General features: G+C 42.2%; 14 protein-coding genes. 11 read left to right on the forward strand and 3 right to left on the reverse strand.

Annotation, left to right across the window (positions count from 1 at the left end; all coding sequences use genetic code 11):
* Positions 1-116: 116 nt before the first annotated feature.
* The 4 genes from F6K63_RS24050 to rpsL all read left to right on the forward strand — a co-directional run bounded on the left by F6K63_RS24050 (position 117) and on the right by rpsL (position 4,256).
* Positions 117-2,177: a phosphodiester glycosidase family protein gene (locus F6K63_RS24050; protein ID WP_008179634.1), complete on the forward strand. Its 2,061-nt coding sequence runs from the start codon at positions 117-119 to the stop codon at positions 2,175-2,177.
* 310 nt (positions 2,178-2,487) lie between these two features.
* Positions 2,488-2,916: a phosphomannose isomerase type II C-terminal cupin domain gene (locus F6K63_RS24055; RefSeq protein ID WP_008179636.1), complete on the forward strand. Its 429-nt coding sequence runs from the start codon at positions 2,488-2,490 to the stop codon at positions 2,914-2,916.
* Between the two features lie 535 nt (positions 2,917-3,451).
* The gene (locus F6K63_RS24060; protein ID WP_008179639.1) at positions 3,452-3,796 is read left to right on the forward strand and encodes a HesB/IscA family protein; all 345 of its coding nucleotides are present in this window, start codon (positions 3,452-3,454) and stop codon (positions 3,794-3,796) included.
* Positions 3,797-3,884: 88 nt separating this feature from the next.
* Positions 3,885-4,256, forward strand: coding sequence for a 30S ribosomal protein S12 (gene rpsL / locus F6K63_RS24065; protein WP_008179640.1), 372 nt, complete (start codon positions 3,885-3,887; stop codon positions 4,254-4,256).
* Here the strand turns inward: rpsL and F6K63_RS24070 are convergent.
* A complete protein-coding gene (locus F6K63_RS24070) occupies positions 4,249-4,398 on the reverse strand; it encodes a hypothetical protein (RefSeq protein WP_154659673.1) in 150 nt (49 codons plus the stop codon). The genes rpsL and F6K63_RS24070 overlap by 8 nt on opposite strands.
* 186 nt (positions 4,399-4,584) lie before the next feature.
* Here F6K63_RS24070 and rpsG point away from each other — a divergent pair, with 186 nt between their 5' ends.
* The 6 genes from rpsG (at position 4,585) to F6K63_RS24100 (ending at position 15,011) form a co-directional block, all read left to right on the forward strand.
* Positions 4,585-5,055: a 30S ribosomal protein S7 gene (gene rpsG / locus F6K63_RS24075; RefSeq protein ID WP_008179641.1), complete on the forward strand. Its 471-nt coding sequence runs from the start codon at positions 4,585-4,587 to the stop codon at positions 5,053-5,055.
* Between the two features lie 140 nt (positions 5,056-5,195).
* On the forward strand, positions 5,196-7,271 hold the full coding sequence (gene fusA, locus F6K63_RS24080; RefSeq protein ID WP_071106975.1) for an elongation factor G: 2,076 nt from the start codon (positions 5,196-5,198) through the stop codon (positions 7,269-7,271).
* A 23-nt stretch (positions 7,272-7,294) separates the two neighbouring features.
* Positions 7,295-8,524: an elongation factor Tu gene (tuf, locus tag F6K63_RS24085; RefSeq protein WP_287313293.1), complete on the forward strand. Its 1,230-nt coding sequence runs from the start codon at positions 7,295-7,297 to the stop codon at positions 8,522-8,524.
* Positions 8,525-8,622: 98 nt separating this feature from the next.
* Positions 8,623-8,940, forward strand: coding sequence for a 30S ribosomal protein S10 (gene rpsJ, locus F6K63_RS24090; RefSeq protein ID WP_008179644.1), 318 nt, complete (start codon positions 8,623-8,625; stop codon positions 8,938-8,940).
* Positions 8,941-9,516: 576 nt separating this feature from the next.
* Positions 9,517-11,973, forward strand: coding sequence for a 3'-5' exonuclease (locus tag F6K63_RS24095; protein ID WP_287313300.1), 2,457 nt, complete (start codon positions 9,517-9,519; stop codon positions 11,971-11,973).
* Positions 11,970-15,011, forward strand: coding sequence for an RNA-directed DNA polymerase (locus F6K63_RS24100; protein WP_287313294.1), 3,042 nt, complete (start codon positions 11,970-11,972; stop codon positions 15,009-15,011). The genes F6K63_RS24095 and F6K63_RS24100 overlap by 4 nt, the downstream gene beginning before the upstream one ends.
* Positions 15,012-15,099: 88 nt before the next feature.
* On the opposite strand, the gene F6K63_RS24105 is transcribed toward F6K63_RS24100, so the two are convergent.
* Positions 15,100-15,375, reverse strand: coding sequence for a hypothetical protein (locus F6K63_RS24105; protein WP_287313295.1), 276 nt, complete (start codon positions 15,373-15,375; stop codon positions 15,100-15,102).
* A gap of 156 nt (positions 15,376-15,531) precedes the next feature.
* Between F6K63_RS24105 and F6K63_RS24110 the strand changes: the two genes are divergently transcribed.
* Complete coding sequence (locus tag F6K63_RS24110) at positions 15,532-15,774, forward strand: hypothetical protein (protein WP_287313296.1); 243 nt, start codon at positions 15,532-15,534, stop codon at positions 15,772-15,774.
* Positions 15,775-15,952: 178 nt separating this feature from the next.
* Here F6K63_RS24110 and F6K63_RS24115 read toward each other — a convergent pair whose 3' ends face one another.
* On the reverse strand, positions 15,953-16,165 hold the full coding sequence (locus F6K63_RS24115; protein WP_287313297.1) for a hypothetical protein: 213 nt from the start codon (positions 16,163-16,165) through the stop codon (positions 15,953-15,955).
* Between the last annotated feature and the right edge of the window lie 199 nt (positions 16,166-16,364).

A 16,364-nucleotide genomic window follows, 5' to 3' on the forward strand; every position in this document is an offset into this window, starting at 1 on the left:
ACCTTCTCTATAGTTTTTGCTGACTGATTTAGGCTATGAAAGGTATGCTTTCAGCCAAATCAGTCCTTTGAGGAAACAGGCTACTAGCAGCAACCAATGCTCAATGGAACCCTTTGATGGTGACTAGAGTAACACCAAAGACCGGAATTGATACTACAAAAGTGTGGACTAAGATCTCCAAGCTAGCCATTACCCTCTTGCTCCTAATTCTATTCCCAGCATCCGTAGCTACGGCAAATAGGCGAGTTGGAGCAATTGAACCCTTAATCTTAAATAGCTTTAAAGAGTTACTTAACCAGTTGCCCCCAGCAGATGAAGAGACCCCTGTCCTCGTTCAAAGTTTATCCCAAACCACCCAGGAGAACATCCTAGTTTTAAAGGGGAAGAAACTATTGGAAGAGCTACCACCCATGCCTGATAACACCTTAGAGGTAGAGTTTTTCTCTGTCCCCCCCCAGGTGATCCGACAAGGGTTTCAAGTGTATTTAAATGGTCAGCGGATCAACTTACCTTGGCAGCAGTGGCTGGTCGGAACCTCAGTGCGCACTGGCATCAGTGATGTAGGAGCGATGCAAACTTTGGGCATAGAAATGCTCAATAGTAAAGATTTTACCAAGCAACCGATCCGGTGGTTTTCTAAACCCCGGAGTACATCAGTAGTTTTCCCCAGCCAAGTTAGTGGTGCTTATCGATATCTAGATATTACCGATTTTGCCAAAACAGCAGGTTGGCAGTTACAAGTTCACGGGGATAAGCTGTATATCTCTTCCATGCCAGCCAGGGTGAAGGCTATCCGCCAGGGACGTCAGCCTTGGGGTAATCGTATTGTTCTTGATTTAGACCGCCCAACCTTCTGGCAAGTCAATGACCGACGCACTGAAGGTGTGATTACAGTAGCTGCCTCAGCCGACCAGTCACTAGTCAAGGGTTTTAATGCTCTAGAGGGTGCCAAGATCCAAGGGCCTGAAGATGTAGCTCCCATTTCCGTGGGCGCTCCTATGGATAAACCGGTTATCCGCTTAGAAAGCCATCAGAACCAAACTAGGCTCAGGGTGGATTTCCCCAAAGGTAAACGTCTGCGAGTTTTCACCTTGCCTAACCCGTTTCGATTGGTGATTGATTTGCGACCCGATGCCATGGTCAAGAAAAATATTCTCTGGGCACCTGGCATCCAGTGGCGTCAGCAGTTGATTAGTCTCAAAGATACTAGTTTCCCAGTGGTGTGGCTGGAGGTTGACCCCAAATCTCACCACTTGCGCCTCAGACCGATTGGTAGTAATGCTACGACGCAAGTGGGAACAGCCCCACTAATTAAAGCTGCTCAGTGGTGGCAAGCATCTGCTGCAATTAATGCTGGCTTTTTCAACCGTAACAACCAATTGCCCTTAGGAGCAATTCGCCGTGATAGTCGGTGGTTATCTGGTCCAATTTTGAATCGGGGAGCGATCGCTTGGAATGATCGCGGTCACGTTAAACTCGGACGACTGAGCCTGACCGAAACCTTAGTTACCTCAAACCAGAAACGTTTGCCAGTACTATTCCTCAACAGTGGTTATGTCAAAGCTGGAATTGCCCGCTACACTCGCGCCTTCGGACCAACCTACACTCCCTTAATTGATCATGAAATCATCGTAGTTGTCCAGAACAACTCGGTCACCCATCTTTTGCCTGGAGGACTTGCCGGTCAGCAAGCCTTTCCTATCCCCCCCAATGGCTATCTAGTTACCCTGAGGGCCAACAGCACAGCCGTTCATGATCTTAGTATCGGTACCCAAGTGCGAATTGAGGGAAGTACCTTTCCCGCTGACTTCAATGGCTACCCCCATATTCTCGGTGGTGGACCACTGCTACTACAAGATAGGCTTATTGTTTTGGATGGCAAATCGGAACAATTTAGTGATGCCTTTATTCAGCAGTCTGCTCCACGCAGTGCTATTGGAAGCACTGCTAATGGCACATTGATTATTGCTGCTTTTCAGTATAGTCATACTGGACGTGGCCCAACATTAAGGGAAACAGCTCAGTTGATGCAGAAATTGGGAGCCATTAATGCCCTCAATCTTGACGGGGGTAGCTCAACTGGACTTTATCTAGGTGGTCAACTCCTAGATCGCTCTCCCTATACAGCAGCACCAGTTAACAACGGTCTGGGCATCTTTTTTACACCTGTTCCCTAATAGTTTAAGAAGTATTAAGTATTAAGTATGAAGGAATTATGAAGTGCTCATATTTATTAAGATTTTCCGAAATCACGAATCCCTTAACTATAGGTTTATTCAGCTTCCACTTAGGTCAAGATAACTATATAAGAGTGTAAAGAATTGATATAAATTCAGGGAATAGACTAATCTGACATTAAAAAAATAGTTATAGTTTGCTAGGTTTGGTGATAGTCAATTATCCTTGATTTTGTTTAAGCTAGAAATTAGTAACCGATTAGTCAACTTTCCCAAAATCACTTAGCTAGACGTTTTCAGGAACAAAACCATGGTTCAGTCAAAAGAAATTTCTCAAGTTTCCGCAATTACCCTACAGTCATCCCGAGTAGCTGAAGGCGTTGCCGCTACCGAACTACGACCTTGGGGGTCATTCACTGTCTTAGAAGAAGGACGGGGATACAAAATCAAGCGCATTGAAGTCAAGCCGGGTCATCGCTTAAGTTTACAGATGCACTACCATAGGAGCGAACACTGGATTGTTGTCAGTGGTACAGCTAAAGTTCTTTGTGGCGATAAACAAGAAATTATTCATCAAAATCAATCAACCTATGTTCCCCAAGGCCATGCTCATCGACTAGAGAATCCTGGTGTTATTCCCCTCGTTTTAATTGAAGTTCAGAATGGAGAATACCTCGGAGAAGATGACATTATTCGTTTTGAAGATGACTATGCCCGTAGCAAAGCAGAAGACAAATAGATTGAGTCAAGTCGCTTGACCGTAGGTCACGCTATAGGCATTGCCGACGCTCCTTGAGGTGCGAACGCTCCAATTCAAAATTAAAAATTATTAATTCAAAATGACAATCAGTGGGGGCTTGTACCCGCCACTGATTGAAGACCACAACTCGCTTGACCGTAGGTCACGCTGCGCGAACGCTCCAATTCAAAGTTCAAAATTATTAATTCAAAATGATTCGGACAATTCTAGATTTTTAATTTTTAATTTTTAATTTTTAATTCCCCGGGGGGCTTGTACCCGGAATTAATTAATTCAAAATTTGTTCTAAACTTGATGCGTGAATTTTGAATTTTGAATTTTGAATTTTGAATTACCCAAAGGGCTCATTAGTTGTAAGTCTTTAGTTAGTAGTCATTAGTCATTAGTTATAAGTCTTTAGGATGCCCAAAAAAGCCTCTTGGCAGTGGCAAATTAAATGACTAATGATTAATGACTATTCCTTTTTGAGGTAACATTAGCTGGTGCTAGTTGTTGCGTATAGTTACTATCGTTAATGATTAAACTGAGTAAAGCTGCTGCGAGTGAGATTAGACGTGTACAGTCCAAGGGTCAAAAGCCAGAGGCCAAATTACGTCTAGGTGTGCGCCAGGGGGGGTGTGCTGATTTTTACTACACTATTGACTTTGAGCAAGTGATCAATTCTGAGGATCAGGTCTATGAGTGTGATGGCATCAGTGTCATAGTAGACCCGCAAAGCCTAAAAACTATCAATGGCTTAACTCTAGATTACTCAGAAGACCTCATGGGAGGAGGGTTTCGCTTCCATAACCCTAACGCTTCAGAAAGCTGCGACTGCGGTAATTCCTTTCGTGTAGACCCATCACAGGAGCCAGATTGACACCATAGTGTTATTATTGGTATAATTACCTTTGGTTTGTTTGTAGTTGATTAAGTTCAATCAACCAATGTTTATTAAGCCGTAACCCATGCCCACCATTCAGCAGCTCATTAGTAACGAGCGCTTCAAAGCTAAGAAGAAAACTAAGTCCCCAGCGCTGAAACAATGTCCCCAGCGCCGTGGTGTTTGTACTAGAGTCTTCACAACCACACCCAAAAAGCCGAACTCAGCCTTGCGAAAGGTGGCAAGGGTTCGTCTGACTTCAGGATTTGAAGTAACAGCTTATATTCCTGGTATTGGTCATAACCTACAAGAACACTCCGTCGTGATGATCAGAGGCGGTCGTGTTAAGGACTTACCTGGAGTGCGATATCACATTATTCGGGGTACCCTTGATACGGCAGGAGTTAAGGATCGGCGTCAAGGTCGTTCTAAGTATGGGACGAAGCGCCCTAAGTAAACTCACGAGCATTAACCCCTCTACAGTAAGAGACTTCCAGCAATAGAGTTGCTGTAATCTCACCCATGCCGATAAATAGCGCTTGGTCGTTGCCCAAGGAAAGATTCAATTCCTGAAGCCTAGGCATACTAGAAAGCTGCACTGATTAGCTTCTCGTACAACCTGTAAACAAAAACAGGATTTACAAGACCAACCATAAGCTAACTGTATAACCAAGGTTAATCGCACCAGGGTTAATCACACTAGGGTTAATCACAGGAGTGTATTTGTTTGCCTTGGTTAATTTTTAATAGTAAACTGTATTTTTGATTTTTTCTGAAGCTTACTTATGTCTCGTCGCTCAGTTGTTAAAAAGCGTCCTGTCCCCCCTGACCCAGTCTATAACAGTCGCCTGATTTGTATGTTGGGGTGTAGACTGATGCGTCATGGCAAGAAATCCCTTGCCTACCGAATTATCTATGACGCAATGAAAATCATTGAAGAAAGAACTGGAGCTGATCCCATAGAAACTTTTGAAAAAGCTGTGCGTAACCTGACGCCTCTAGTAGAAGTCAAGGCTCGCCGGGTTGGTGGGGCAACCTATCAGGTTCCTATGGAAGTAAAGGCTGAGCGAGGGACTACCCTAGCCCTACGCTGGCTGATTAAATTCTCCAGAAGTCGCTCCGGTCGGAGCATGGCTAGCAAATTGGCTAATGAGCTGATGGATGCTGCCAATGAAACCGGAAATGCTATTCGCAAGCGTGAAGAAACCCATAGAATGGCCGAGGCAAATAAAGCTTTTGCCCACTATCGGTACTAATTACCCTAAAAGTTCAGAACAAGAACCTGGTAGCCATAAGATAATGTCCACAAATGCCTAAAAAACTTAAAAAAAGTATAAAATTGTAAATAGATAGCTACCTGGTGAGGAAATGGTGGCACCAGATAAAGGAGGTAACCGTGGCACGCACCATCCCCCTTGAGAAAACACGCAATATCGGAATTGCAGCTCATATTGATGCGGGCAAAACAACAACAACTGAACGAATCCTGTTTTATTCCGGAATTGTTCACAAAATTGGTGAAGTCCATGAAGGTACAGCTGTAACTGATTGGATGGACCAAGAGCGGGAGCGGGGAATCACGATCACTGCTGCTGCGATTAGCACCAACTGGCGAGAGCATCGGATTAATATTATCGATACTCCCGGTCACGTTGACTTCACCATTGAAGTGGAACGCTCCATGCGGGTATTGGATGGTGTGATTGCTGTGTTTTGCTCCGTAGGTGGTGTCCAGCCTCAGTCTGAAACAGTCTGGCGGCAAGCAGACCGCTATCAGGTACCTCGAATTGCTTTTGTTAATAAAATGGACCGGACAGGAGCAAACTTCTTCAAGGTCTACGAGCAAGTTCGTGACCGATTGCGCTCCAATGCTGTTCCCATCCAAATCCCTATTGGCAGTGAAAAGGATTTTAGAGGAATTGTTGACTTGGTGCGGATGCGAGCCAAGATATACACCAATGACCTGGGAACTGACATCGAAGATACAGAAATTCCTGAAGAGGTCAAAGAGCAAGCCCAAGAATACCATGCCAAATTAGTGGAATCGGTGGCTGAAACTGACGAGGCGTTAATTGAGAAGTACCTTGAAGGAGAGGAAATCACGGCAGAGGAAATTCGTGAAGCCCTGCGCAAAGGAACCATTGAGGGCAGAATCGTTCCCATGCTGTGTGGCTCTGCATTCAAGAACAAAGGGGTTCAGCTGCTGTTGGATGCGGTTATTGATTACCTACCAGCTCCGATTGATGTTCCGCCAATTCAAGGTACTATGCCTAAGGGTGAAACCGTCGAGCGGGTGGCTGATGACGAAGCCCCTATGTCAGCTCTGGCATTTAAGATTATGGCAGACCCCTATGGTCGCCTAACTTTCCTACGGGTGTACTCTGGGGTACTGAAGAAGGGGAGCTATGTCCTCAACTCCACTAAGGATAAGAAGGAACGGATATCTCGCTTGATTGTATTGAAAGCTGATGACCGGATTGAAGTAGAGGAGTTGCGGGCTGGAGACTTGGGCGCTGCGGTTGGTTTGAAGCATACTATCACTGGGGATACTATTTGTGACGAAGAGTCTCCGATTATTTTGGAATCTCTCTTTATTCCAGAACCAGTGATATCGGTGGCAGTAGAGCCAAAAACCAAGCAGGATATGGAGAAGCTATCCAAAGCCCTCCAAGCCCTATCTGAAGAAGACCCTACCTTCCGGGTCAGCATTGACCCAGAAACCAACCAAACCGTGATTGCGGGCATGGGTGAGCTGCACTTGGAAATCCTGGTAGACCGGATGCTGCGAGAGTTTAAGGTAGAAGCGAATGTGGGCGCTCCCCAGGTAGCCTATCGAGAGACGATTCGTAAATCAGTCCAGGCGGAAGGCAAATTTATCCGTCAAAGTGGCGGTAAAGGTCAGTATGGTCACGTTATTGTTGAATTGGAACCAGGAGATACTGGTAGTGGTTTTGAATTTGTCTCCAAGATCGTAGGTGGTTCTGTACCGAGAGAGTACATCTCTCCTGCTGAACAAGGGATGAAGGAAGCCTGTGAATCGGGAATTCTAGCAGGGTATCCAGTGATCGACGTGAAAGTTACCCTAGTAGATGGGTCTTATCACGACGTAGACTCTTCAGAAATGGCATTTAAGATTGCTGGTTCTATGGCCATGCGGAATGCTGTGATGAAGGCTGCGCCAGTACTCCTAGAGCCTATGATGAAAGTTGAGGTTGAAGTGCCCGAAGACTTCCTTGGGGATGTCATGGGTGACCTCAACTCCCGCCGTGGTCAAATTGAAGGTATGGGTTCTGAAGACGGCATTGCCAAAGTCACTGCTAAAGTTCCATTAGCAGAGATGTTTGGTTATGCTACGGATATCCGGTCTAAGACCCAAGGTCGGGGTATTTTCTCTATGGAGTTTAACACCTATGATGAAGTACCTCGCAATGTGGCAGAAGCCATCATTGCTAAGAATCAAGGGAACGCATAACAAAAAAAAGGAACATGTAATTCATGGCACGCGAAAAGTTTGAAAGGAATAAACCCCACGTCAACATTGGCACGATTGGTCACGTAGACCACGGCAAGACTACCCTAACTGCTGCTATTACTATGACATTGGCGGCTCAAGGGAAGGCAAAAGCGAGGAACTACGAGGAAATTGATGCAGCTCCTGAGGAAAAAGCACGGGGGATTACCATCAATACTGCTCATGTTGAGTACGAAACCGAAAATCGCCACTATGCCCACGTAGATTGCCCAGGCCACGCTGACTATGTGAAAAACATGATCACGGGTGCGGCGCAAATGGATGGGGCAATTCTGGTGGTTTCTGCCGCTGACGGTGCCATGCCACAAACTAAAGAACATATCCTCCTAGCTCGGCAGGTGGGAGTTCCTAACATCGTGGTTTTCTTAAATAAGAAAGACCAAGTAGATGATGAAGAACTCCTAGAGCTAGTAGAACTGGAAATTCGGGAACTGTTGAGCGAATACGACTTTGACGGGGACAATATCCCGATTGTGGCTGGGTCAGCTTTAATGGCTGTAAACGCCCTGACCGAGAATCCAAGCATTGGCAAAGGTGACAATGAGTGGACTGATGTGGTACTAGAACTGATGTCTAATGTAGACTCATACATTCCCACACCAGAGCGGGATATCGATAAGCCATTCCTGATGGCAGTAGAAGATGTCTTCTCCATCACTGGTCGGGGAACTGTTGCCACCGGTCGAATCGAGCGGGGTAAGGTTAAAGTTGGTGAGACGGTAGAAATCATCGGGCTTAAAGAGACCCGTAACACCACCGTAACTGGTGTGGAAATGTTCCAGAAGACCCTAGACGAAGGGATGGCTGGAGACAATGTTGGACTACTGCTGCGGGGTATCCAAAAAGAGAACATTGAGCGGGGTATGGTACTTGCCAAACCCGGTTCAATCACCCCTCACACCAAGTTTGAATCTGAGGTATATGTCCTGAAGAAAGAAGAAGGTGGACGTCATACTCCCTTCTTCTCCGGCTATCGCCCTCAGTTCTATGTACGAACCACTGATGTGACCGGCACTATTGATGCCTTTACTGCTGACGATGGCTCTACAGCTGAGATGGTGATGCCAGGGGATCGCATCAAAATGACGGTGAGCCTGATCAACGCCATTGCGATTGAACAAGGAATGCGCTTTGCTATCCGTGAAGGTGGTCGCACCATCGGCTCAGGTGTGGTCAGCAAGATCCTGGAATAGCAGTACTCTACTATAGAGTAGGAGCAGGGAAGTTTTAACTTCTCTGCTCTTTATTAATGTTTATTTACGCTAAGAAAAGAACCTAGAAAACTAAACAAATGGCAACTATTCAACAGCAGAAAATTCGGATTCGACTAAAAGCCTTTGATCGACGCTTGCTGGACACTTCCTGTGAGAAGATTGTAGATACAGCAAACCGGACAAATGCTACAGCTATTGGCCCGATTCCCTTACCCACTCGACGTCGTATTTACTGTGTTTTGCGATCGCCTCACGTTGATAAAGATTCTCGGGAACACTTTGAAACACGTACTCACCAACGGATTATTGATATTTATCAGCCTTCTTCAAAGACTATTGATGCTCTGATGAAATTGGATTTGCCTGCTGGAGTTGATATTGAAGTTAAGCTTTAAGGATTTAAAGTCCCGGTAATCATTGATAAAATAAGATGATTGATAGCCTTTGGTTGATTGTTAATGGAAAATTGACAATCAACCAAAAATTATAAGTATTCAACTAGAAGTAAAATCGCAACTCATCAACTTTTCTTCTAAATAAACTAGAAAAGATATAATGGGAAAACCCCACCAGGCTTCAGCAGTAAGACAGTGAGCAAAATATTACACAAAAGCCTGGTCAAAGGTATTGTTATTGCTGCTCCCTGCGGGGGCGACAAGTAAGTCATAAAGCAGACTGGATAAGGAAAGTAGCCCTCATGGTCTTGAAGGAATAGAGCAGTCTATGAGGGTCAAAAGAAAGGTAGGCGTTGCTGACGCAAAGAATGGTTTACTAAAAAAAAATATGCAATGCCCGATCCTATCATAGCAAAAAAAATCATCAATAGGTTCATCAATTGTCTTGATGCAGTTATCAATCAGGCTGATTAGTTATTTTTAAAGTATAAACAAATTTCCCTTTCTGGTTAAGCATTCCACTAGTGACGCAACACCAAAGAATTACCTATAATGAAAATTTAGTTACACCTCGTGATGTTCAGCAACGAGCTTAACCGAGAACAAAATGCGATCGCTAGCCACGTAGAAGGCGCAATTTTGGTACTTGCTCCGGTTGGTACAGGCAAAACTCGTGTTTTAGCAGAGCGGGTTTTATGTGCAATTAATCAGGGTATCTCTCCTCAACGAATTCTATGCCTGACCTTTACCAATCGAGCTGCCAAGGAAATGAGCGGGCGGTTATCTCAGTATTGTCCAGAACAACTACAACACCTAACAATTAAAACTTTTCATGGTTTGTGTGCCTCCATACTACGGATGGAAGCTCGTCAGATTGGATTGCCAACAGATTTCGTGATTTATGACGATAATGATTGTCTCGAATTGGTTAAAGAAGTTTTCCATGTATTGAAAGATAGAGATGCCCAGCAGTTGTTTTCTAGCTTAGTTAAGTGCAAAATTCAGGCTGAAAACTGTAAATTATCTCTAGATAATCTGGTTGAAAATCTATATGCCCCATTAGGGAATAACTACGCTCAATGTGCTGCTCAGTATCAAACTATCCTTCAAAAGCGTCATGCCTTAGACTTTGCAGATCTGATATTTTATGTTCGTCTCATGGTACACCATGAACCAGAGATTAGCCAACGTTGGACAGATAAGTTTGATTTTGTTCAAGTTGACGAAGTTCAAGACACCCATCTGTCAGAGTATGGTATTGTCAAGCACTTGGCTGCCAACAGTGGTAATTTAGGGATGATTGGAGATTTAGATCAGACTATTTATGAATGGCGAGGTTCTGAACCAGAGAAGGTAATTAAACAATTTTATCATGATTTTAATCCTAGAAGCTATTCTTTAACCTGGAACTATCGAGCAACAAAAGTCCTGCTGAATGCTGCTTCTGGATTTGCAGATTCCTTTGAACATCGACAAACAAACATTACACCAGCGCCTGAGTGTAAAGATGGTGATTTGATTCAATTCCATTTAGCAAATAATGAGTGGACGGAAGCAGAGTGGATTGGTGGACAAATCCAGCAACTAGCCAGTAATAAAAAGGATTTTGTTTACAGTCGAGTAGCAGTTCTTGCTCGTAACCATAAACGCACAGAAATTATCAGTCAGATATTGGAGCCCATGGGTATTCCTTGTATTACAGTTGAGAAATTCCAATTTTTCATGCGACAGGAAGTCAAAGATGCTCTTGCTTACCTACGTCTGATTATAAATCCTTTTGATGCAGGGGCAATGCGTCGGATGTTGCTACGTCCAAGTCGTGGAATTGGTGATGGGACGATTAAAGCTGTAATTGAACAAGGCAAAAATTGTGGCTTTAGTTTAACTGACATGGTATCAAGCCGCACATTTAACGATGGAGATCCTTTTAGTGAACTTTTAAGCGCCTATTCATCTGGAGTCGTAACAGTTTTTGACGTGGAAACAACAGGGTTTTCAGTGAGTCAAGACGAAGTGGTGGAAATTGCAGCAATTCGTCTAGTTGATGGAAAAAAACAGGCTAGATTTCACGCTTACATTACTAATACTGTCAGCGTTAGTGAGTCGGAACGAATACACGGACATAGCGATCGCTTCTTGGCAGAAAATGGTAGAAATGCTAAACATGTATTTGCTAAGTTCTTCGAGTTTGTGGGGGATTCTCTGCTAGTTGGACACAATGTGGGCTTTGATATTAAGATGGTGACAGCTCAAGCTCAAAAAGCTGGTATTAGTTATCCAAAAAAGCTGCAATGGGAGGACACCCTAGAACTAGCCAATCGCTTCATTGAATCTGAGCGCTACAGTTTAGAAGTTTTGGCAGACCATCTCAATCTTACCCACCTACCTAGCCATAAGGCAATGGATGATGTGGAAACCACGATTGATTTGTTAGCGCTACTCATACCTTTGGTGGAACGAAGAGCGGATTATCGTCAAGCTTTAGTGTACCGTTATGGCGAGGTATTTGAAGGACTTGCTGAACAGGTAGAGCACTGGCGCGATGTCAGCCAATCATTAAGACCTTCAGATTTGCTAGATAAATTATTGGTAGAATCTGGACTATACAATTATTATCAATCTCAAAATAAACGCCTGCAAAATATCCACAATCTTTTACGGTTTTTCCAAGCACAGGACGATCCAAATTTGCACCCTGACACAGCTTTACGTAGCATTATTGAATTTACGGCTCTTGCCAAAAACTTAGATCGAGTTTCTCAAGACAATAATCAAGTTCCAATTATCACAGTTCATCAATCCAAAGGTTTAGAGTTTGACAGTATTTTCATTGCCGGTGCTGTTCAAAATGAATTTCCTAGTTATTTTAGTGTTCGCGATAATAATCTCGAAGAAGAAAGGCGGTTGTTTTATGTGGCCATGACTAGGGCTAAACAGAGGTTATTTATATCAGCTTATTCCCAAGATGCTACCGGTTTTTCAAAAAAAATTAGTAACTTTATTATTCAAATCCCAAAGGAGTGCATTCAGTGACTGAACAACCACCTACATATCGCCGTTTTCATCCTATTGTTGCCGATGTTTACACTGCTGTACATGAGTGGCTTGATGGTATTGAGCTAGCCAAGGGATACAAAAATTTAGAATACAGTGACTTAAAAAATAAACTTCAAAAAACTGATTGGAAACATATTGCTTTCCAATATTATGCTTTCTTTCATACACATTATTTTAAAGCAGCACATACATTAGAGTCCATTATTGGAATAGAACAAATTATAACTTGGCTAAGACATAGAAAAAAAGTCTGTGTCTTAGATGTGGGTTGTGGTGCTGGTGCTGGTTCTGCAGCATTTTTGGAAACAGTTCTTAAACTAAAGGAGAAAGGCGATCTTACCAATGATGTAAATATCCTTTTTATTGGAATCGATCCAAGCTTCCGGGCTATTGGTCTTTATATTAAGATGATGGAAAATCTACAATCATCTTGTTCTGATCTAGTCAACATAGAATTTAAACATATAGTTAATGGTTTTCCTGATGCTACAGCTAAAATAGAAATATCTCTACAGAGTGAACTGTCATCATCTGAACTACCATGTTTGTCCAATGTCTTAGTAATGCAGCTAAATGTTATTTCTCCATTCAGTCAAACCTACAGAACTGATCAAGAAGATTATGATGAACTAAGGTCTTTAGGTATTGATATTGACGGAGCATCTACAGAGGATAACTTAGGTCTTGGAACTTCTGAAGCTCTAGCTTACAAACACTTGATAGAAACAGTGCCAATTGATGTGATGCACCTTGTCACTGTTGGAACTAAAAATATGGAATGCCAAGTGCAATTGAGCACAAATAGTAAAGTAACTTTGGCTGAAAGAATTAAGGAAATGATGATAAACCTACATCAAATTGTAGGTAATCGACATACTATTGATGAAATTAGTTCAAATAATCATATTGTTCATTTTAAAAATCCAGAAAACTGCTATTGGAGAGATAGATACAGCGTAACGTATCATACGGAGTTTTATGCTGATTTTCAGACAATCTGGAGTGCAGATCTAGCAGAAGATAAAGATTGGAATGAAGTTATAAGTCTTGATAATCTCAAATTAGCCTGGGCTAGGGCACGTCGCAATCTCTTATCGGAGTCTTTATATGATGAAACTGAAGTGCGTATTTTTGAAACTAATTTAGATTTCAATATTTTAAATTTACAAGAACAATTATGTGCTTATGCTAGTGATGTTGCATTAGTAGATCAAACCATTTATTATAAATTTCCTAAGAATGTGGGAAAGACTCGTCCAAGAGGACTTTCACGGATTGAAGAAGAAATTTTATCCGTCGCCATTATTCAGAAATTAGGTGACAAGTCATCTCAACTAAGAGGTAGTAGCTACGCCTACAGAATCTCTGGTAAACAACGAGATACAGAATATCTTTATGAGTATTATTTTAAAGCTTATCGTGATTACCTTAAAAAAGCACGTAATAGTGCTGAAAAATATCCTAATGGGGCAATCCTCAGACTAGACATTGAATCATTTTATACAAAAATTAGTCAAAAAAAGCTTTGTGATGAACTGTCTAGGGAATTAACAGAAAGCGAACGGGTACGTTGGCTGATTAGGTTATTACTTTCTAAAAATATTGATCAACATAAATTAGGTCAGGGTATTACTCAGGGAAATATTGGTTCAGGCTTTTATGCAAATATTTATTTAACTTCAGTGGATGCCAAATTTGGCAGTGGTAATGAATGGGGAGTTGAACTACATCGTTATGTAGATGATATGATTTTCATCATTCCCAACCTAGAAGATATGGAGGTAATTGAAAATACTGTAAAAGATGAGTTACAAAACCTAGGACTAAATCTCAACGAAAATAAAACAGAGAGAATATACCAGGTTTCTTCCTTTTTAGAGCAATCTGATCAAGATCAATGTCTAGATGAATTGAGCGATCGCTTTGATTGTGTGGTCAATCCACTGTGGATAATGAATTCAGAACACCGCGCTATTTTTAAGAGTGCCTTTCACAAGGATGAACTATGGTGGTATCATATTCATCATTATCAACAATGCCTAAGAGAGATCAAAATTTATATAAATGATACAGATCTAAGTCACAAAATATATAAGTATTTGCATAATGCCAAAGGCCGTGAGCGAGACTTGGCAAAACAGAAAGACGTTTTTGGATTAGAAGGAGAATTAAAGTATACACAACTGCCATATGATGAATCTTTTAAGGCAATTCGTCAGTGGTCTGCTTCTTTTATTACTTCTAATAATGTTTGGAGTAAAAATAGAGATGAATTGCGTAAAGACCTAGTTGATTTATTAGAGGATAGCTGGCAAGCACTGTGTAAATTAAATGGTAGTTATCCAAATCAGACACGGAAATTGGAGAGATATATTCGTTTTGCCCTCTATAGGCTTTCTATTTTAGGATTTGAGGATATACTTAGCACCTTAATGGAAATTTTTCGTAAAGCTTTTTGGATTATTCGCAATCCTATCAATGTGCTGGAGAATCTAGCCAAGCAAGGCTATATAGCTGAAATCAGAAGCTTACTGACACATTATCAAAACCTTGAAGAGCCTGTTGAGTATCTAAAAGCAGTTACAATCAGGGCAATGCGCTTCTTCCCAAAAATCTCTGATCAAGAATGGGAATTGATTGTTGAATTTGCTACTAGTTTAGATAGTTCAGTTAGTATTGCCGAAAATTTGATGGCAACTGAAACCTGGTTATATCTAGGGCACAAATATAACGATTTTAAACAAAAGCATCATATTGACGCAGTAAAGATTGCTCTTAGCTCTAAACCACCAGAAAGATTACAGAAAAACTATCTATTGATTTTGGGACAGTTTGAACCTAAAGCTGTAGAAGAGTTACAGGTTAATAGAAATGATCCTATGCTCGTTACTGCTAAAAATCTTGCTCTTGAAGGTAATCCATCTGCCATATTTGATTTACCAGAGCCTAAAATTATTCGACAAAAGTACTACAGTGGACAAGCACCAAATGATAGTGATCAAGAAGCGTATTAAGGAACTGTAGCCTATACAGGTAGAGAAAACTAGCAACAGTCATACTTTATCTACTATCACTTTACCATCTTCTCTTTGCACCCTATGTCTAGCAAACATAGCTAGAAACTTCAGCTTTCTCGGCAAACTCTAACTCCCTAGCCAAACGCCAAGCCACAATAGCAGGTAAACCCTTCTCAAGAATCCTAGCACAGGTACTTTGATAGTGATACTCCACTACCAGCAAGATTACCTGGTTTGTGTGACTATCATAGATAACATAAGTAGGATTAGCTGATCTGTGGTGGGCTTCTGCCACCGAAGCTACATTAAAAATTCCCTTGAGGGAAGCATTTAGAATCTGACTACTCCATTGACGAAGCACTATCGATCCGTCTGGTTACAGAGCAGCATTAATTTGCTTGTATCGAAGCTTAGAAACTTTACTGATAGAACTAACTCTCGGACAATAATGCCTTATAGACCGCAAGCTCCTCAACTTCAATAAAAATTCAAAACTTTAATACCAAGAATCTGACCTATGCAAATCACAATCGACCTACCTCCAGATCTCGAACAAGACCTCATCTGCCAAGCAGTTCAATCAAATGTCCCGATCCAAACCCTTGTTCTCCAAGCGTTACGCCAGCTAATCCAAACGGCACCTAGCTCTATTCCCCAGTGGTCGGATGCCGTATTGTCTTATGAAGGAATTCCTGATTTCCCGGCTTTCGAGTCCTATCGTGATCAACTCCTGCCACCTCGTGAACCGGAATTATTCTGATGCGATACCTTCTCGATACTTGCGTCATGCAGCGACTTTATTAAAGGTGAACCTGGTTTACAGACCGAAAACTGGCGGCAGCTATAAACGTGCTGGAGTGGAAGGGTGGGAGTTTTTGATTGAGTTTCACAGAGATATTCCCCAAGTAGCGGAGAGTTTGGCTGCATTGCAAGTCGGTTTACTGGGGCATCATCTTTTTGCTACTAGGATGGCGTGCGATCGCTTTTAGCGGAAGCTTCGCTTCATCGCCGTTCGCGCAGCGTGGCCAAAGGCCACAGCCGCGCCAAAGGCGATTAGCCCGAAGGGCTACGCTACGCGATCGCATTCTCCCAACACTGACCAAGCCCACTTGCTTACCATGGTAAGTCTCTAACCGCCTGCATTGTAACATTTATTTACTAAAAATGATTATTATTAACAATAAAAATAATCATTATCACAATATACTGTTCCCTGGGAGGTTCAGCCTCGCAATTAAACCCTTAAAAATAGGGATAAATCGGTATTTAATACCACAAAATGGACATTGACATTTACTTAGCGCTAGAGTATAATTGAAGTGTAGAATCCAGCTCTAACGATGCCAAGAA

Source organism: Moorena sp. SIO1G6, from assembly GCF_010672795.1.
Lineage (GTDB): Bacteria > Cyanobacteriota > Cyanobacteriia > Cyanobacteriales > Coleofasciculaceae > Moorena > Moorena producens.